The 17,502-nt window shown below is 55.1% G+C and carries 20 protein-coding genes; 14 read left to right on the top strand and 6 right to left on the bottom strand.

Annotated features, from left to right (window positions below; genetic code table 11):
• Positions 1–11: 11 nt before the first annotated feature.
• The 3 genes from ATW55_RS08040 to ATW55_RS08050 all read right to left on the bottom strand — a co-directional run bounded on the left by ATW55_RS08040 (position 12) and on the right by ATW55_RS08050 (position 5,114).
• Positions 12–3,593, bottom strand: coding sequence for an efflux RND transporter permease subunit (locus ATW55_RS08040; RefSeq protein WP_067715305.1), 3,582 nt, complete (start codon positions 3,591–3,593; stop codon positions 12–14).
• A gap of 142 nt (positions 3,594–3,735) precedes the next feature.
• Positions 3,736–4,524 (bottom strand): polysaccharide deacetylase family protein, encoded by a 789-nt coding sequence (locus tag ATW55_RS08045; protein WP_067715308.1) that lies wholly within the window; start codon positions 4,522–4,524, stop codon positions 3,736–3,738.
• Positions 4,525–4,622: 98 nt separating this feature from the next.
• Positions 4,623–5,114 carry a YaiI/YqxD family protein gene (locus ATW55_RS08050; RefSeq protein ID WP_082685658.1) on the bottom strand — a complete coding sequence of 164 codons (492 nt, stop codon included), beginning with the start codon at positions 5,112–5,114 and terminating at the stop codon, positions 4,623–4,625.
• 108 nt (positions 5,115–5,222) lie between these two features.
• Between ATW55_RS08050 and queD the strand changes: the two genes are divergently transcribed.
• The 12 genes from queD to ATW55_RS08110 all read left to right on the top strand — a co-directional run bounded on the left by queD (position 5,223) and on the right by ATW55_RS08110 (position 15,081).
• A complete protein-coding gene (gene queD, locus ATW55_RS08055) occupies positions 5,223–5,699 on the top strand; it encodes a 6-carboxytetrahydropterin synthase QueD (protein ID WP_067715311.1) in 477 nt (158 codons plus the stop codon).
• On the top strand, positions 5,696–6,403 hold the full coding sequence (locus ATW55_RS08060) for a 7-carboxy-7-deazaguanine synthase QueE (RefSeq protein ID WP_067715314.1): 708 nt from the start codon (positions 5,696–5,698) through the stop codon (positions 6,401–6,403). The genes queD and ATW55_RS08060 overlap by 4 nt, the downstream gene beginning before the upstream one ends.
• A 93-nt stretch (positions 6,404–6,496) precedes the next feature.
• Complete coding sequence (gene queC, locus ATW55_RS08065) at positions 6,497–7,195, top strand: 7-cyano-7-deazaguanine synthase QueC (RefSeq protein WP_067715317.1); 699 nt, start codon at positions 6,497–6,499, stop codon at positions 7,193–7,195.
• 124 nt (positions 7,196–7,319) lie between these two features.
• Positions 7,320–8,594, top strand: a complete 1,275-nt coding sequence (locus ATW55_RS08070) for an LCP family protein (RefSeq protein WP_067715320.1) — start codon at positions 7,320–7,322, stop codon at positions 8,592–8,594.
• An 83-nt stretch (positions 8,595–8,677) separates the two neighbouring features.
• Positions 8,678–9,670, top strand: coding sequence for an outer membrane lipoprotein-sorting protein (locus tag ATW55_RS08075; RefSeq protein WP_067715323.1), 993 nt, complete (start codon positions 8,678–8,680; stop codon positions 9,668–9,670).
• Between the two features lie 6 nt (positions 9,671–9,676).
• The gene (gene alr, locus ATW55_RS08080) at positions 9,677–10,834 is read left to right on the top strand and encodes an alanine racemase (protein WP_067715326.1); all 1,158 of its coding nucleotides are present in this window, start codon (positions 9,677–9,679) and stop codon (positions 10,832–10,834) included.
• 143 nt (positions 10,835–10,977) lie between these two features.
• The gene (locus ATW55_RS08085) at positions 10,978–11,214 is read left to right on the top strand and encodes an antitoxin (protein ID WP_067715511.1); all 237 of its coding nucleotides are present in this window, start codon (positions 10,978–10,980) and stop codon (positions 11,212–11,214) included.
• A 4-nt stretch (positions 11,215–11,218) separates the two neighbouring features.
• The gene (locus ATW55_RS08090) at positions 11,219–11,569 is read left to right on the top strand and encodes a type II toxin-antitoxin system PemK/MazF family toxin (RefSeq protein WP_067564370.1); all 351 of its coding nucleotides are present in this window, start codon (positions 11,219–11,221) and stop codon (positions 11,567–11,569) included.
• An 83-nt stretch (positions 11,570–11,652) separates the two neighbouring features.
• A complete protein-coding gene (locus ATW55_RS08095; RefSeq protein WP_067715327.1) occupies positions 11,653–12,657 on the top strand; it encodes a permease in 1,005 nt (334 codons plus the stop codon).
• Positions 12,654–12,956, top strand: coding sequence for a hypothetical protein (locus ATW55_RS08100; RefSeq protein WP_067715330.1), 303 nt, complete (start codon positions 12,654–12,656; stop codon positions 12,954–12,956). The genes ATW55_RS08095 and ATW55_RS08100 overlap by 4 nt, the downstream gene beginning before the upstream one ends.
• A gap of 33 nt (positions 12,957–12,989) precedes the next feature.
• Positions 12,990–14,267: an adenosylhomocysteinase gene (locus ATW55_RS08105; RefSeq protein WP_067715332.1), complete on the top strand. Its 1,278-nt coding sequence runs from the start codon at positions 12,990–12,992 to the stop codon at positions 14,265–14,267.
• A 49-nt stretch (positions 14,268–14,316) separates the two neighbouring features.
• On the top strand, positions 14,317–15,081 hold the full coding sequence (locus ATW55_RS08110; RefSeq protein ID WP_067715333.1) for a gamma-glutamyl-gamma-aminobutyrate hydrolase family protein: 765 nt from the start codon (positions 14,317–14,319) through the stop codon (positions 15,079–15,081).
• Here ATW55_RS08110 and ATW55_RS08115 read toward each other — a convergent pair.
• Positions 14,995–15,810, bottom strand: coding sequence for a polysaccharide biosynthesis C-terminal domain-containing protein (locus tag ATW55_RS08115; RefSeq protein ID WP_067715336.1), 816 nt, complete (start codon positions 15,808–15,810; stop codon positions 14,995–14,997). The two genes, ATW55_RS08110 and ATW55_RS08115, sit on opposite strands and share 87 nt — an antisense overlap.
• On the bottom strand, positions 15,795–16,361 hold the full coding sequence (locus tag ATW55_RS16780; RefSeq protein WP_067715338.1) for a hypothetical protein: 567 nt from the start codon (positions 16,359–16,361) through the stop codon (positions 15,795–15,797). Before ATW55_RS16780 ends, ATW55_RS08115 begins: the two co-directional genes overlap by 16 nt.
• Before the next feature lie 117 nt (positions 16,362–16,478).
• Here ATW55_RS16780 and ATW55_RS08125 point away from each other — a divergent pair, with 117 nt between their 5' ends.
• Both ATW55_RS08125 and ATW55_RS08130 read left to right on the top strand, forming a co-directional pair.
• Positions 16,479–16,781 carry a DUF1659 domain-containing protein gene (locus ATW55_RS08125; RefSeq protein WP_235587062.1) on the top strand — a complete coding sequence of 101 codons (303 nt, stop codon included), beginning with the start codon at positions 16,479–16,481 and terminating at the stop codon, positions 16,779–16,781.
• 29 nt (positions 16,782–16,810) lie between these two features.
• Positions 16,811–17,029: a DUF2922 domain-containing protein gene (locus ATW55_RS08130; protein WP_067715341.1), complete on the top strand. Its 219-nt coding sequence runs from the start codon at positions 16,811–16,813 to the stop codon at positions 17,027–17,029.
• Positions 17,030–17,105: 76 nt separating this feature from the next.
• Here ATW55_RS08130 and ATW55_RS08135 read toward each other — a convergent pair whose 3' ends face one another.
• Entirely contained in the window at positions 17,106–17,396 is a 291-nt protein-coding gene (locus ATW55_RS08135; RefSeq protein WP_067715344.1) for a DUF1450 domain-containing protein, read from the bottom strand.
• Positions 17,397–17,502 lie beyond the last annotated feature (106 nt).

Below are 17,502 nucleotides of genomic sequence, written 5' to 3' on the forward strand. Positions count from 1 at the left end.
GACGACGGGGATTACACCGTCGTCTCTTTGCGTGCTTTGCGATGGAGCAGTTCATACGCGATCGGCACGATGAACAGAGTCAAGATCGTAGAGGTCACGAGTCCCCCGATCACGACGACGGCAAGTCCTTGCGAGATCAGCGCGCCTTCCGAGAGACCTGCGGCGAGTGGGGCGAGCGCGCAGATGGTTGCAATTGCGGTCATAAGGATCGGTCGCAGCCGCGTCGTACCAGCTTCTAGCAGGGCGTCGCGCACGGTGAGTCCGCGTTTGCGCTGCTGTTCTACGCGATCGATCAGGACAATGGCGTTTGTGACGACGATGCCCATCAGCATCAGAATGCCGATCAAGGATGACACGCTGATGGGTTGACGCGCGATAACCGTGCCGAAAAAGGCGCCAATCAGGGCAACCGGCATCGCAAACAGGATAGAAAACGGTGCCACCCACTCGCCAAACGCGATCAACATCACGATGTAGACCATTCCGGCGGCGGCGAGTACTGCCTGTATGAGTTCGCCAAAGCTTTGGTTTTGTTGTTGGCTTGTGCCAGACAGCGCGGTTGTGACGCCTGCAGGCAGATCCAATTTGGCGATTGCCTCTTGCGCGAGCCGTGTCGCTTTGCCTGTATTTTTCCCGGTGAACATCGCCGTGATTTCAGCATAAGGGCTTCCGTTTCGATGCAGTACACTGACGGCTGTTTGCGAGAGTTGCACTTGTGCGACATCGCCGAGTGTCAGCGACTGTCCCGTCGCTGAGGAGATGGGGAGTTCGCGCAGCGCCTGCAAAGAGGTTGGCGCTGTTCCGGTTTTCAGCGTCGCGATGATGGTATAGGCTTGTCCGTTTAGATTCACCGTGCCTGCGTTTTGGCCAGCCAGCACATTCTGTGCGACACTTGCAATTTGATAGGCGGTTAATCCATACTGACTTGCTTTGGCAAGATTTGGCGTCACCTGAATCTGCGGCTGTGTCTGCGTCAGATTGTTTTTTACATTGGTCAATCCAGGCACGCGCTGTAGCACGCTCGTGATGCGCGCCGCAGCCCGAGACACGCTCTGCGGATCATTCCCGGATACAATTAGTGCGTAATTCGTCGGAGGGCCGCCTGCCGTTACGGCAGCAGCCTGGATCGTTGCAGATCCGGCGAGCGGATAGACGGCCTGTTGTAACGCTTTGACAAATGCGTTGACGTGTGTGGCTGGATTCAGTTGAAGAAAAAAGCTGGCGCTGTTCTCATTTGCCAGTGAGCCGCGCGCACCAGACTGAACCGGATCACTGCCGACCGTGACGTTCATCGTTTCGACGGTCGCCCCAAATCGCTGCCGCACACGCTGTTCCACTTGTTGCGCTTTTTGGTTTGTCGCCTGCAGGGAACTGCCAACAGGTAGCGTCACACTGATCGTCGCATACTTGTCGTTTGACTGGGGCAAAAAGGTGCTGCCAACTGTTGGCAGAACAGCGATAGAGGTGACGAGGCCGACGGCACAGAGGATGATTACGATAGCCTTGTGCGTGAGCGCAAAGCGCAAAAGGTTTTGGTAGCGAAGCTGCCAGGGGCGCAGGATGTCATGCGTTTCTTTTGTGAGCAAGTGGGTGTAAACGACGCCGTCAGACGATACGCCTTGCGGGTTCACATCGTTTTGATCCTCGTACGCGCTTGCCGACGCACTTTGCGCAAGTGCGACAGACTGTTGCGCCTTGCGTGCCATGAAGAGCCAGGCCAGAAGTGGGATCAATGTCAGCGCGACAAGCAGGGAGGAAGCGAGCGAGACGACTACAGTCAGGGCAAACGGAAAAAAGATTTTTCCGATGATCCCGCTGACGAGGCCGAGCGGCAAGAAAACGGCGACCGTTGTGATCGTCGAAGACGTGATGGCTTTGGCGACTTCACCTGTGGCAAAAAGTACGAAGGTGCGTCCAAACCCAATCCCACGCTGATAGGAACGGTGGATGTTTTCGATGACGACAATCGAGTCATCGACGACGCGCCCTGTGGCGACAGCCATTCCGCCAAGACTCATGATGTTGATGGTGACATTGAATTGGTTGAGAAAAATGAACGCGATCAAAAGTGAGACGGGAATGGAGACAATGGCGATCAGGGTTGTCAACCCATTTCGCAGGAAAAGCAGGATGACGAGCGCCGCAAAGAATGCGCCGAGCAGCGCCTCGCGGATAAGTCCGTCAATCGACGTCTTGATCACCGTCGCCGCATCGTAGAGGGTGGTGACGTGCAGATGATACGGGAGCGACTGGGTCATGGTGTTCATCTCTTGCAAAACGGCCGCAACGGTTGTCACTGTGTTTGCGCTGTCGGTTTTGACAACACTCAAAAGCACACTGTTTTGTCCATTCGTGCGATTGATGGCGACATTTGCCGGCTGTGTCAGCGTAACGGTCGCCAGATCGGAGAGCGGAATGGTTTTATGTGCTGTGTTGCTTGCATTTGCTGCCTGCTGCGATGCCGTGAGTGACGGTGGCGGCTGTACAGGGTTTGCAGGCGCCGTGCCTGAAAAAGTGTGCCCACTGCCTTGTGCTGCTGCGCCCATCATTCCCTGCAGTTTTTGCATGAGCGTCTTCTGTTCTTGTGAAAGGGTTGTGACCGTTCCTTCTAACTTTGCTAGTTCAAGCGGATTCTGTGCTGATTTGGGTTGTGTGAATTGTTTTGCCAGCGCCAGTTCTGCACCCAACAGCTGCCCTTGAACGCTTTGGATGGTGGCCATCAGTTGGTTTTCCGCCTGCACCATGCCAAGTCCTTGCCCTAATTGGCCGACGGATGAGCCTAAAGTTCCGACAGCTTGTCCGAGATGTCCGATCGTCGCGCCGATCGACTGAATCCCGGCAGTCGGCGAAGAGGTCAGCGCGATCGGCAGCCGCTTGATGTCGGCGAGCGACTGAAACTGTGTCGTAAGCTGCACGGGACGTGTGTACCCCTGATATGTAGTGCTTCCGACGGGAACGGAGATGTTGTCACTTTGCAGATCTTGTAGCACTTGTGGGAGCGTGAGGTGATAGGCCGCGAGTTTGGCGGCATTCACCTGGATCTGCACCTCATCAGGCTGCGCCCCTGCCGTTTGAACCGAACCGACACCAGAGATTGACGCCAAGTTTGGCACGATCGTTTGGTTTACGATGTTGCGAAGCGCGGTTGGCGAGGCCTGCTTTGAAGAGATCGTAAAGTAGATGACGGGCTGCGCGTTAAAGGAAAACTGCTGGATACTCGGCCGCAGGGCTGAGGTTGGAAGCTGCACCTGATTGACCGTTTGCTGCACATTCTGCTGGACGGTGTTGATGTTTGCGCTGCTGTGCAGTTCCAAACTGATTTCGGATAGGTTTTGTACAGACGTCGATGTGACATTTTTTACGCCAGCCACGCTGCGCAGCGCTTTTTCCAAGGGATCAGACACATCAGACGCCACCGCGCCTGGCGCGGCGCCGGGATACCCTGTGATCACGGTGATGACAGGCAGTGTGATGTTTGGAAAAAGTTCTTCGTTGAGCGAGGCGGCAGAGAGTGCCCCACCGATTGCCAGAAGGATGGTCAAAATGACAATCACGACGGGATTGCGCAGTGAGAAGCGCGTTAAGAATCGCATGGATATGGACTCCTTTTTGGTTGCGACGGCAAGGGACGCAAAATCGTACGCATAAATCTACCATACGGTTAGTTTTAATTTGAAGCAAGTCGATTCTCCATTTATTTGATGAAAATTTACGCATCAGATGTTCGCATGTCCACTACCACTTGGCGTGCACGGTGGCAGTGTGCGGCGAAAACAACTCGGGAATGGTCACAAATGCATAGCCGCGCGAGCGCAATGTGTGAATCAGTTCCGGCAGCGCCTGTACCGTTCCCGTGAGAATCTCTTTGGGGTTGCCTGCACAATGCATCAGGATGATCGAACCTGGATTGACGGCGGGCAATGTGTTTTGCAGCACCTGTTTTGCGCTCAAACTTCGCCAGTCCTGAGAGTCAACCGACCAATTCACAACTTGGTATCCCCGTTTTCCCAGCTGACGCAGCATCGCATTATTTACGTTTCCGTATGGCGCGCGAAAAAGTCTCGTCGTCACGCGAACCGTTTTTTTCAAAAGTCGCTCGGTGCGCTCGACTTCCCAGAGAATGTGCCAAGAAGACGCTTTTTGCAGGTTGTCGTGGTCATAGCTGTGGTTGCCAATCGCGTGTCCTTCATTTTTGATGCGCAAGATCACATGCGGGTATTTTTGTACATGGATGCCTAATACGAAGAATGTCGCGTGAACGTGTTCGCGTTTTAGAATCGAGAGAATTTGCGGCGTGTAGAGATCGTCTGGTCCGTCGTCGAACGTGAGCGCGACTTTTTTGATCGACGGTCCCTGAAAGACAAAAATGTGCGGAAACTGGAGCGCCAGCGCCTGGCGATCTTGTGCGAACACTGTAGGAGCCTGGTTTGCAAGTGCGGCGATGGCAAGCGATAGAAAAGCGGTGACGAATCGGAGGTTCCTGCGATAAAACGGGTTTTTTCGCGAGTGGTTTCGCTGGCGCACAGGCATTCGCTCCTCGTTGTGTATCAATCTGGTTTATCATTTCCTTTGCGCGAGCAGATCATGTTGCCATGCTCAATTTTCGCATTATGAAACTTTGCTCAATCTGCAAGTTGTGACAGAAGCGCATCGTAAAACTGTTCATCATCCTGTTTTGTTCGCGCAGATGGACCTTTCAAACGATGTTTTGTCTTGTCGCGTCGCAGTTTTTGCCCAAGTGCGCGAACTTCGAGGAGCGGGTCAATGTTTTGTGCAGTGTACACAAAGCCTTTTGAAGAGAGCGCGCGCCCGCGCCGTGCGAGAACGAGCGCCGCGAGGCCGTAGTCTTCCGTGACAACAATGTCGCCCGATTTGATCCGCGCGAGGATGGCGTAATCTGTCGCATCCGGTCCTGGGGCGACCTGAATGTGATCGGGCGATGCGATGTGATGGTCATAGGAACTGACGGTGACGAGACGAACCTCTCGCTTTGCGCATATCTCTTGCGCGATCTGGCGGGCAGATCGCGGACAGGCGTCCGCATCGAGAAAGACAGTGCGTTTTCCAGTGTTCTCTGGCCCAGATTCAGTCTTCATAATCCCAGGAAATGGCATGGATTTGTTTCTCCTTTAGACGAAGGTTTGTCATCGATTCGCACACCTCGTATAATCAAGCGTGGCCTCGTGAATGTTGTGGCCGTTTTGTGATGAGGAGATGAGTGTATGAGCGAGCGGAATTTACGGGATTCCGTCGAACCCTTATTATACAAACCGTCACAGGAGATCGCTCTGTCATCCTTGCGCTATCATGATCGTCGCGTGACGATCACCAAAGAGTTTACCTTCGACGCAGCCCATCATCTCTATGCCTATAAAGGAAAGTGCGCCAATCTGCACGGACATACGTATCGACTGGTTGTCAGTGTGAGCGATGTGTTGGACGAGATTGGACTTTCGATCGATTTTGGCGATGTAAAGGCGCTCGTAAAGACGCATGTTGTCGACCGGCTTGATCACACGTATTTGAACGAGGTACTTCCGCCAATGAACACGACTGCCGAAAACATGATCGTCTGGATGTTTGAAGAAATAGAACGAGCGCTCCATGCGTTTCGGGAGACCGCGCGCGTTGAGCGCTTGACGCTTTATGAGACACCGACGTCAAGCGTTGAAATCACTCGACAGGAGATGGGGCTTTGAGTGGCGCGGAAACAGGGCGCGACACGCAGGCGATCCGTCTGCCGCTCGTAGAAATTTTTGAGACGGTAGAAGGCGAAGGGACGCAGGCGGGGTACCCCACGGTCTTTGTGCGTTTGTTTGGTTGCCCGCTGCGCTGTACGTGGTGTGACACGCCTTACAGCTATGCACCGGCCAAAGCGGAATTCACCATGTCGATTGACGAGATCGTTTTGCGCGTCGCATCGTACAAGTCAGCGCGCGTATGCCTGACGGGAGGTGAGCCACTGATGTATCGCGATCACTCTGCTACGCTACTTCAGGCGCTCGCTGAACTCCCGCGACTGGTTGATGTGCATGTGGAGACGAGCGGAGCGATTGATATCACACCTTTTTTGCAAGATGTCAAATCGTCCAAGGTGCGCTACATCGTCGACTACAAGTTAAAAGAATCCGGAGAGACTGCGAACATGGTCGAGGCGAATTTTACGGCACTGCGCCCTCAGGACGAACTTAAGTTCGTGATCGCGTCGGATGACGATTTTGACGAGGCGATGGCAGTGCTCGATCGCTTTCACCCTTTGTGCACGGTGCTGGTGAGCCCCGTGTTTGGCGCGATGGAACCGGATCATCTTGTGGATCGTCTCCTTAAAGAAGGGCGTCCGCACGTCAAACTGAACTTGCAGATCCATAAAGTCATTTGGGACCCGAATCGGCGCGGCGTCTGACGCACTTTGCTGAGATGGGCATCCATGACATGAACAAACTGTGCTTGGCTGCGTCACAGCCAGACGATAAAATCTTGTGGGAGGTGTTTTTCTGTGACGACAGAGACACGCAAAGGGCAATCAGGCGCGGTCGTGATTCTCAGCGGCGGGCTTGACAGCGCGACATGTCTTGGCATCGCTTGTGCAGAAGGCCACCACGTGACGGCGCTTTCGTTTGATTATGGACAGCGGCACCGCAGGGAACTCGACGCGGCGGCTCGTCTGGCAAAGCACTACGGTGTATCGCACCGCGTCTTTACACTGCCATTTTTTCGGGAAATGGGAGGTAGCGCGCTGACAGATGACACGATCGCGGTGCCGACAGAAGGGGTCGACCCACAGCGCATCCCGTCAACGTATGTGCCGGGGCGCAACCTAATTTTTCTCTCGATTGCGACGGCGCTTGCAGAAGTTACACACTCAGAGTGGATTTATATCGGTGTCAACGCGCTTGACTATAGCGGTTACCCGGACTGCCGTCCGGAATTTATGGATGCGTTTGCAAAGGTTGCGACCCTCGCGACGCGCGCCGGTGTTGAAGGAATGCATATCGCGGTGAAGACGCCACTTTTGCACATGACAAAAGCTGAGATTGTCGCAAAGGGTACTGAACTTCACGTTCCGTATGAGCTCACAACCTCTTGCTATGCAGGAGAAGAAGAGGCGTGTGGCGTTTGTGACAGCTGTCGACTGCGGCTTGCGGGGTTTGCGGAGGCCGGGCGCGTGGACCCCATTCGCTATCGATCGCGATAGTAGAGGGTGAAAAATCTTGAGTCTCGCAGCGGTCTATGCCATAATTCGCAGAGTAGATGCCATTAGACGTGGATCGCTTTTTTTATTTTGTTTCTGAAATTGAAAGAATGTGAGGTTTGCCCTTTTGAAAAAGCAGGGAACGAAACCGACCGCCCCCAAGTCAAAAAAGAAACTTCGTCGAAGAATTTTGGTCGCTACCGCGAGTGCGATCGTGCTTGGCGCGGCAGTTGCCTATGCGATGGTGTCGCAAGGGCTGGCTGGCCCGGGCGGTGGACTATCACTTCCTTTTTTGCATAACGCGCCGCCACAGCCTGAAAACATTCTCCTGATTGGCAACAATGCGCGTAACGCGCAGGGGCCGCTTCAACTCGGGACTGCCGCCGGTCAGGCAGATATCATGATGGTCGCGCACATTGATCCGATCAAGCATGTGGTGACGCTGATCTCGATTCCGCGCGATACACTCTTTGCAATGCCGAACTACAACAACCCTATTCCGAAGCTTAAATCGTTCTTTTTTATCGGCGCGCAGATGCAGCCAAACCAAGCCGCACAATTGACCGTAAAAGCGGTGGAGAAGTTTACTGGCATGCATATCGATCACTGGATCGTGACCGATTTTCAAGGATTTTCCGATGCGATTAACGCGGTTGGCGGTGTGCGCGTGTACATTCCTGGACGTATCTATGATCCACTGCACAGTGGTGCGAACCTCTACCCAGGGTGGCAGACGCTCAATGGCGCGCAGGCGCTCGCCTACATTCGCGTGCGGCAAAACACCGCGAGCAACGTTTCAGTCAACGACTACGAGCGGAACAATGCGCAGGCGCAGGTGCTGATGGCGCTCAAGACAAAGCTGCTCAGTGGCAGAAACGCGCTTGCGAATGCGCCAGGTCTGATCGCTACGTGGATGAAAGATGTTGCGACAGACATGAATATTTTTGACCTGATCCACCTTGCAGAGATCGTGCACGGGTGTAAAGTCACGCATATCAATCTGGGCACAGTTTCTGACTCTATGGATGTCGTCAGCGCCCCTGTTCAAGGCATCAACCAAGAGAACTATCTGACAGGCGCCTACTATGACATTATTGATCCGGCCAAAGTCACGGCAACGCTCAAACCTTTTGGTTCGACGGGCGCTGACACGGGTGTGCCGATCGCGAGCCCCGGCTCATTTCAGGTGCAACTCTATGGTCCGCAGTCTGAGGTTTCTGTGCTTCAGAAACAAGGATTTAACGTGACTTACATGGGCGGCAGCAATGTTTCTCAGGATCAGATCATGTATCCTACAGGCCAGTTGAGCGAAGGGCTTTCGGTGGGTCGCGCGATTGGTTCAGGGAATTCGCTGGTTGAACCGGGGGCACCCGGAAATGCGGTTGTCGTCTACGTGAATTGATGTTGAAACCTGTCTCGCAGGTCTAGTCCCACCGCGTCGTGAATATCCTTGGACAAGGAAGGTTCATGGCAGGGGTGACTTGAGTGAAACGCAGGTATCTCGTATTGGCGGGTCTCTCGCTTGCTTGCGGTTTGCTGTTGGCGGGGTGTGGCGAACCAGGCGCCACACAGGTGGTCAAGCAATTGCAGGCCGTACAAAACAAGCTGACAGCCTATAAAAGTTCAGCCTGGATGACAGTGCACATGCAGGGCGCTGTACAACGATATTATGTGGAAACGTGGTATCAAGCGCCCAATCAATACCGGATTGCGCTCGGGAATGAGAACAAAGAGATTTCGCAGATCATCCTTCACAACGCGTCGGGGATCTACATTATCAATCCTGGTTCAAAGCGGCTCCTGAAATTTCAGGGGGATTGGGCGGAGCGACAGGGGCATCTGTATCTGTACCACGCGCTTCTCTCGCGCATTGTCGCTGCACAAGAACCAACGTTTTCCCGCAAGGAAAAGCAGGTGTCGTTCACGATTCCCGGCGATCCGCTCAATCCGCTCATCGCGTACCAGCGGATTACCTTAAACGGTCAAACGCTCAATCCTGTGCAAGTGGAACTGCTTGACGCCAAGCGGCAGCCCATCGTTACACTCGATTATCTTAGCTATCAACAGAACGTGCATTTTCCGTCAGGTTCATTCTCGCCAGAACAGTCGACTACGCTTCACGCGGTTGAGATGCCCGTGGCGCAGATCGAGCGAGGATTTGGCGTCGTTGAGCCGTCGTGGCTGCCAACGGCCGATTCGATGCTTGACGCGAGCGAGGATCACGGCGTGATCTTTTTGCGGTATACGGGAAAAGAACCGTTCACGCTCGCGGAAAACCGTCCGGAGTCGGGGAGTCTCTCGCTTGGACAAGGAAAGCTTGTTACGCTTTTTGGCATTCCAGCGGTACTTACAGGGCAGGGGCCTGCACATCAATTGTACTGGATGAGTCACGGCGTCGAGTTTCAGTTGACATCGACGATGAGCGCGCAGGATATGGTTCACATTGCAAGTTCAACCTTGGATAATATAGGAAAGTGATGCGTTGTGTGGCTGAGTGCCGACGCGCGGCAACGAGACGCGTGGATGGTTGTGGATTATGAATCAATTCGCCACAATGCGCGCCTCTTGCGTGAGAAACTCGCGCCAGGGGTGCGCATGATGGCGTGCGTCAAGGCATACGCCTATGGACATGGAACTGTGGAGACAGCGCGCGCGCTACTTGACGAGGGGATTGAGGAACTCTGTGTCGCGACGGTCGAAGAAGGCTGTTTTTTGCGCGCGTCCGGGATTCACGCGCCCATTTTGGTTCTTGGCGCATTCCCTCTTGAGGCGGCTGATGCGCTTGTCGAACATGACCTCATGGCGACCGTCTTTGCCGCATCACATGTCGCGGCGCTGGCGCGTGCGGGACGCGCACAGGGCATTTATCCCAAGGTACACCTCAAAGTGGATACAGGCATGACGCGGCTTGGCGTGCGCTCGGAGGAAGAGTTGCTTGACATCGCACAGATGTGCATCGCGCAGGGACTCATCATCGCCGGGGTTTATACGCACTTTGCGTTTGCGGACGAAGCGCTTGACGCGACGTTTACAGATTGCCAACTGGCGACTTTTCAGCGCATAGTTAGCAGGCTGCGCGCGTCCGGGATTGAACCAGGTGTCGTTCACGCGGCAAACAGCGCAGGGATTTTGCGCGGTCCTTCCTATCATCTTGACATGGTGCGCCCAGGCATCGCCCTTTACGGGTATCATCCGGCACCACAGTGGGGACAGGCCGTTGCGCTGCGGCCAGCGCTCTCTGTCTTTGCGCGCATTGTACGCATCGCGGAGGTTCCTGCCGGCACGAGTGTCGGTTACGGGTGTGCGCACATTTGCACGCGCGCATCGCGCATCGCGACACTCCCGATCGGCTACGCCGACGGGATTCCCCGCGCGGCGGGGCGGGGGGCGCAGGTTCGAGTCGGTGAATTCGCGGCGCCAATTGTCGGACGTGTGTGCATGGATCAATTGATGATCGATGTGACAGGTTCTGCGGCGCGCGTGGGTGATGTGGCGCAGGTGTACGGCGCAGATACAGGGCGCGCGGGTTCGCTTCAAGCGACAGCGGATGTGCTTGAAACGATTTCGTACGAGCTTTTGTGCCGATTGTCACCGCGTTTGCCGCGCGTCGTCGCTCAGCGTCAGGATGATGCGAGGATTTGATCAATGAGAAACATTCGGAGAAGGACTTTTTAGGTGGAACTGGATGTCTTTCTACGTTATGCGTTATAATAGCAAAGGGACTTGGCAGTCGTTAGGGGGATATCGCATTGTCTAAGTCAAGGAAAATTGCTGTGAGTTTGCCGATGGGCATGCTCGATGAAGTGGATACGCTTGTCGCGCGTGACCGCGAGAGCCGCAGCAACGTGATTCGACAAGCTACAGCGCTATACCTTAAGGAACGCAAAAAACAGATTATCCGCGAATCTCTGCAACAAGGCTATCTAGAAATGGCCCCGATCAACCTCCGCTTGGCGAGTGAGGCGTTCGACGCAGAAGTAGAAGCGGTCATGATCGCTGAACGCTTGGTCAGTGGGGTGTAGCACGATGAATGTCAAACGCGGCGACGTTTATTTTGCGGACCTCTCCCCGGTGGTGGGATCCGAACAAGGTGGATTCAGGCCGGTATTGATTATCCAGAATAACATTGGAAACCGTTTTAGTCCGACGGTGATTGTCGCCGCGATCACCGCGCAAATTCAAAAAGCCAAACTTCCCACGCACGTCGAGATCAGTTCCTCACAGCATGGAATGGACAGGGATTCTGTCGTCCTCCTCGAACAAATTCGCACACTAGACAAACAACGCCTCACAGAAAAAATTGCGCATCTGGACGATGAATTGATGAAACGCGTCGATGAGGCGCTCAGTATCAGCCTCGCGTTGGTCGATTTTTGAGGCATGTCCCGCCGATCGCCTGAATACAGTGGAGTAGGGATTGTCCCGATGACACGCTCAGGGTTGAGGAAGGCGGGAATCGCTTGTCAGACGCTCTCTATGTTGGCGCAAAAGTCCGCGCAGTGACGGCCGTCGCCATTCTATTATTTGTGGCGTTCGGCGTGTATCTCTATACGATGGGTGGATCGACGGGTACGATCTATGTGCGGTCGATTCTCTCTCTTTTTGAAGGAATTGTTTGGGATTCACTCCCCTTTTTGGTGATCGGTGTCACTCTTTCGTCGATCGTTGACGCGCTCTCTGCGCGTCGCGCATTTTCATCGCTCCTTTCCACGCGCATAAAAAGTCACGCTGTTGCGGCAACGCTTGGTTTGGCATTGCCTGTTTGTGACTGTGGCGTCGCACCTGTCGCGCGTACCATGCGCCGGCGCGGGGTGCCGGAGGCGACGGCGATGACGTACGCCCTCGCGACACCCACACTCAATATCATATCGATTGTCGCGACAGTCGTCGCGTTTCACGGATCGTGGACGATGGCACTTTGGCGCATCGGCGCTGTGCTCCTTCTTTCGCTGAGTATCGGCATGCTTTTGTCGCGGCTTCAAGGCGACGCGGCGGACGTCTACCAGCAGCCGAATACCAACGCTTCGCACGCACGCGGAACGTTTGCGACGGTTGATCACATGGCGCGACACGCCATCGCTGAACTTGTTGCGATTGGTCCGTTCTTGATACTAAGCGCACTGATTGCGGCGACCGCGCAAGAGTTGTGGCCGCTGCGTGCGGTGACTGCATTTACACAGCACTCGGTATGGTCGATTCCGCTGATGATGGCGCTTGGCGGAATGCTTTCCCTGTGCTCTGAGGCGGACGCATTCGTCGCGGCAGGGCTTGCTTCGCTCTTTTCTCCGGGGGCGATTCTCGCCTTTTTGCTCGCGGGACAACTGGTCGATATCCGGAATATGATGGTGTTTCCGACCGTTTTTCAACAGCGCACCATCTGGACTGCGCTCTCGCTTGCGTCACTCTTTGTGTTTGTGATTAGTGCATTGGCGAATCACGTCATCCTCGGGGGGTGGACACTGTGAGAGGGGAGCGAATCCTGCAAACAGTGGTGCTTGCACTCTACGCGACTGCCAGCACTCGCCTTCTCTACACCGGGGAAGTGTATCGCATCGCAGGGGTCTCTTCGATTCCCTCCCTGCTCGTCGCGACGGTCTTGCTGTGGCTGCTTTTTGCCATCTCTTCACTCTCAGTTGTACGCAGGTGGCAACAAGACACGGGCGGCGCTGCGCCGCAGGGCGTCTTGCGCGGGACGCTGTATGCGGTTTTTGCCTTTCCTCCTGCCGTCATTCTTCTCCATTCAGCGCTTTCACTCGTGGTATAATTAAAAAAATAAGAGATAAAGGGTGTTTCGTGCATGTCGTCATTCGCAGCAATACCTGCCGCCGACAGATCGCATATTCGCGATCTGTCTTTGCACGGTCGCGGTGAAAAGAAGATTCAGTGGGTCATCGGACGCATGCCGCTCATGCGCGCTTTGCAAGAGCAGTTTGAAAGCGAGCAACCGTTTGCCGGAAAGCGCGTCGTCATCTGCCTGCACCTTGAGGCAAAGACAGCCTATTTGGCACGCGTCATACAGTCTGGCGGCGCCGAGGTGACGGTGGTTGCGTCAAACCCGCTGTCAACGCAGGACGACGTGGTTGCGGCGCTTGTTCAAGAGGGGATCGCGGCGCATGCTTGGTATGGCGCGAGCGACGAAGAGTACCACGCGCATATTCGGGCGGCGCTTGATACGAATCCGCACCTGATCATTGATGACGGCGGGGATCTGATCACGACCCTTCACCATGAACGTCCGGAGCAGGTGGAGACGGTGATCGGCGGATGTGAGGAAACGACGACCGGGATTTTGCGCCTGCGCGCCATGGAGCTCGACGGTGCGCTGCGCGTCCCGATGATGGCGGTCAATGACGCGTACAGCAAGTACCTCTTTGACAATCGCTATGGGACAGGACAGTCCGTGTGGGACGGGATCATGCGAACGACGAACATGGTCGTCGCGGGCTCGACGGCAGTTGTTGTCGGCTATGGCTGGTGCGGAAAAGGCGTGGCACTTCGCGCGCGTGGACTCGGGGCGCGGGTGATCGTCTGTGAAGTGGACCCGATCAAAGCGGTAGAGGCGGTCATGGATGGTCACGAAGTAATGCCGATGCAGGAAGCGGCGCGCCACGGCGACTTTTTTGTCACGGTTACGGGAAATCGCGACTGCATCACTGGCGCACATTTTGACGCGATGAAAACGGGTGCGATCCTTGCCAACGCGGGGCATTTCGACGTTGAGATCAACATCCCGGATTTGCGTGCGCGGGCGGTTGCCATCGAGAATGTACGGCCCAATGTGCAGGGTTTTAAAATGGCGGATGGACGTGTCCTCTACTTACTCGCAGAGGGGCGGCTCGTCAATCTTGCCGCAGGAGACGGCCACCCGGCAGAGGTGATGGACATGACGTTTGCACTGCAGGCACTCGCCCTGCGCCATGTCGCCGAGAATTCACTGGCAGCCGGTGTCCACAACCTCCCGGCAGAGCTTGATCGCCGGGTTGCGGCAATGCGTCTGCACGCGGATGGGCGGTCGATTGATGAACTGTCAGACGAGCAAAAGGCATACCTTGCAGGATGGGGTCACGAAGCGTAGGTTTGTTGCTTGGCGATCATGAATGCATAGTGGGAGAGGTGGGTGGCAAATGAAGCCGAGAATTGGGCTTTCTGTAAATTATGAGGAAAAAGGCACGGGCAAGGTTGGCGCTTATCTTGGCGCAGATTATACGGATGGCATCTACGCGGCGGGCGGACTTCCTTTTGTGCTCCCGCTCACGGACGAACGGGCGTGGATTGAGGAACTCGCCGACGAACTCGACGGGCTTTTGTTGACGGGCGGGGATGACATTGATCCAAGCTACTTTGGGCATGAGCCGCTGCTTGGCTTAGGGCAAATCACGCCGCTGCGCGACGCGATGGAGTTTCAGCTTTTTGCCGCGATGCGCGCCCGCCAAAAACCGATCTTTGGCATCTGCCGCGGGGTACAGGTGATGAATGCGGCACTTGGCGGCACACTTTATCAGGATTTGCCTCGCGAGTTTCGCGGGACGCTTCAGCACAGCCAAAAAGCGCCGCGCGATCACATGGCGCACGCGGTAGAGATTGCCCCGGGAACCCGTTTGGCGCAAATCGTTGAAGTAGCAATGCTTCCTGTCAACACGTACCATCACCAGGCGGTGCGCGATCTCGCGCCAGGTTGTGTTGCGACAGCGCACAGCCGCGACGGTTTGATCGAGGCGATCGAGTGCCCAACAGATCGTTTTACGCTCGGCGTGCAGTGGCACCCGGAAAACCTGTGGCGAAAAAACTCGTCACACTTCAGGCTATTTACCGCTTTCACTGAGGCTGCTGCGGCGGCGCGGCGTGAAGCGGCGCAAAAACAGCCTGTCTTCACGCGTGAAGAGAAATAGGTTGCGCAGGGATCGCTCCGTGTGCTTTCTGTAGTAGAGCACGGAGAGTGTGAGCGCGAGAAAATAGGCGGTTGACGAGGCGAGCGCGCCTCCGATGATGCCGAGATGCGGAATGGTGATGACGCAGATCAGCACATTGGTGGCGATGCTCGCCGCTTGCATATAAAGCGGAAAACGCACATGTCCGAGCTGATCCGTAAAAAACTGTGTCAAGAGACCGGTTGCTCCATACGCGGTCGTCCCGATCAAAAGAATTTGAAAAGGAGCGATCGATCCCTGATAGCGATGGGTATAGACCACATTGATCAGCGGAGAGCAGACAAACATGATCGCCGCTCCGCTGACAAGGGTGTAAAACGTAAAGCGAAAACTGCGTTCGGTAAGCTCGATAGAAGCGTGGCGTTCTTCTTTGGCGATGCGTGCAAAGACGGCCAGACTGATACTCTGTGACACTTGCCACAGAATCTCGGATGCGGTAACGGCGATCGTGTACAGCGCGACGCCGCGCGAACCGGCGAGAATTCCGACGGCGTAAAAATCGCCGCGGTAGTTGAGTTGTGTCAATAAATTTTGCCACGAGATGCGGTTTCCATATGCAAAAAACGGCTTGCCGACTTCATCGTCGCGGCGCGGGTTGATGCGCACGCCTGCGCGCGCGCGGGCGATGGGGACAATGAGCGCGGCGGCTGTGATGTTTGTAGAGAGCCAAAGGATCAGCGTGATAAACAAGAGATGTGGCTGAGCGCCGAGTGCCTGAGGTGATTGAGCCCGTACAGCACGGCTGCGCCCACGAGAAACAAAGATGCCTGCACCATGTTCATGCGATTGACCCACGAAATCTCATTCAAGGCCTGCAGCAAACGTGAACTATAGTTATAGAGGATGACAAATGGAAGTGCGGCCAGGATAAACGAGATGTAAAAAAGAATAGGAAAGGCGCGCGTCAGACTGACGCTTACGATCAGGAGCGCAAGGATGACGATTGCGAGTTTTATATAGAGGCGGGCAAGCACCCCGAGCAGGCGGCTGCGGTCGAGTTTTAGGCGGTTGAGTCCGTAGTTTACAAACGCACCGTACCCCGACAAAAAGGTAGAGCCAAACAGGAGCGTACTCGTTACAAGTGCGTAGTTGCCGCGGTCGCTAAGGCTCGCAAAGTAACGCGTGACAAGCACTCCTGAGAGGAAGGTTATCGCAGAGATTCCCAATTTATAGCCAATGGTTCGAAAGACCTGCAAAACGGCGCGCACAAAATCACCCTGCAAGAGTATAGCACGTCGCACAGGGAGCTGTCCCCTTCTGCGGGAATTCTGTGCATTGATGAGATGGCAGAGGGCGCGGGCGCTCCGGACGTCACGCAGCCGCTCAATAAAGGCAATCAAGGAGGAGTCATCTTGGCGATGACGAGCAGGCATCTCTTGGTCTCAGTCCAGATTGGGCAAAACGCAAACGGCAAACCGAAACTTCACAATCGCATCTACCCGCATGTCGATGTGGCGGCGGCGGAGAGCGCAATTGCGAGTGTGCTTGAGGCGCTTTCTCCGCTGTTTGCTGACCCGATTGTCGAGCTTGGCCATGTCGACACGGTGTCCATCCAAAGTGTCGCTGCGACAGGAACGGCTGTGGCGAGCGGCACGGCAAGCCTTGCGGCAACGGGAACGACGGTGACAAGCGCCGTTTCCGGGACCACCACCGTCGCGTAATCCAATCAGCCAAAAGGGAGGCTTGATCCATGAAAGAAGTGCTTCAGTTGTCGTTTCTCACAAGTGCCAGCAAGGCGGTGCACTTGCAGATTCAAAACCCAAAGCAGCCAGTCGACCCTGTCGCGGTTAACGCGGCGATGGATGCGATTGTCGGGAGCGATATCTTTCTCTTTCCGACGGGCCGGATCATCAAAAAGGTGGCGGCGAAGGTCAATACGTCTGACACTTCAATCTTGACACTTCCCTGATCGCTTTGAAGTGCGGTCAGCGGATCGCGTTGCCTGAATGATTTGTGGTGCAAAGCACTGAAAAGCCCCCCTTTGATTATTTGATCGAGGGGGGGCTTTTCAGTGTTGCCAACGTGTCAAGAAGGAGCGAATACAGCTCTTCTGCACTGTCTGCCTCAAGCAAGATGCGATCGTCAACCAATGCAAACGGCTTTTTGAAACAGTTGTGACAGTGGCCGAGGCAGGCCCACTCGCGATGCAAAACCCCCGCAGTGTGCGCGCAGACTTGGCGTGCCGCCTCATCGCTTTGGTGTGCGCGATTGTCCTCGCATGTTTCGATGCGCACGATGCCAAGCGACTGGGTTTCTCGTGTCTCGATCTCACCCACCACCTCTCACAGACGGAGACGAAAACTTTCCTGTATAATCTTGTCGTACCTTTGATAGAATTCCGTGGATGCTTGTAACCTTTTACGGTCTCATTCCGTCACCATC

Source organism: Ferroacidibacillus organovorans (assembly GCF_001516615.1).
In the GTDB taxonomy this organism is placed as follows: domain Bacteria; phylum Bacillota; class Bacilli; order Alicyclobacillales; family SLC66; genus Ferroacidibacillus; species Ferroacidibacillus ferrooxidans_B.

Excerpts from the sequence above, each read along its gene's own strand:
- ATW55_RS08040 (WP_067715305.1), bottom strand. The coding sequence starts at position 3,593 with ATGCGATTCTTAACGCGCTTCTCACTGCGCAATCCCGTCGTGATTGTC.
- ATW55_RS08050 (WP_082685658.1), bottom strand. The coding sequence starts at position 5,114 with ATGCCATTTCCTGGGATTATGAAGACTGAATCTGGGCCAGAGAACACT.
- queD (WP_067715311.1), top strand. The coding sequence starts at position 5,223 with ATGAGCGAGCGGAATTTACGGGATTCCGTCGAACCCTTATTATACAAA.
- ATW55_RS08085 (WP_067715511.1), top strand. The coding sequence starts at position 10,978 with ATGGGCATGCTCGATGAAGTGGATACGCTTGTCGCGCGTGACCGCGAG.
- ATW55_RS08090 (WP_067564370.1), top strand. The coding sequence starts at position 11,219 with ATGAATGTCAAACGCGGCGACGTTTATTTTGCGGACCTCTCCCCGGTG.
- ATW55_RS08105 (WP_067715332.1), top strand. The coding sequence starts at position 12,990 with ATGTCGTCATTCGCAGCAATACCTGCCGCCGACAGATCGCATATTCGC.
- ATW55_RS08110 (WP_067715333.1), top strand. The coding sequence starts at position 14,317 with ATGAAGCCGAGAATTGGGCTTTCTGTAAATTATGAGGAAAAAGGCACG.
- ATW55_RS08125 (WP_235587062.1), top strand. The coding sequence starts at position 16,479 with ATGACGAGCAGGCATCTCTTGGTCTCAGTCCAGATTGGGCAAAACGCA.
- ATW55_RS08130 (WP_067715341.1), top strand. The coding sequence starts at position 16,811 with ATGAAAGAAGTGCTTCAGTTGTCGTTTCTCACAAGTGCCAGCAAGGCG.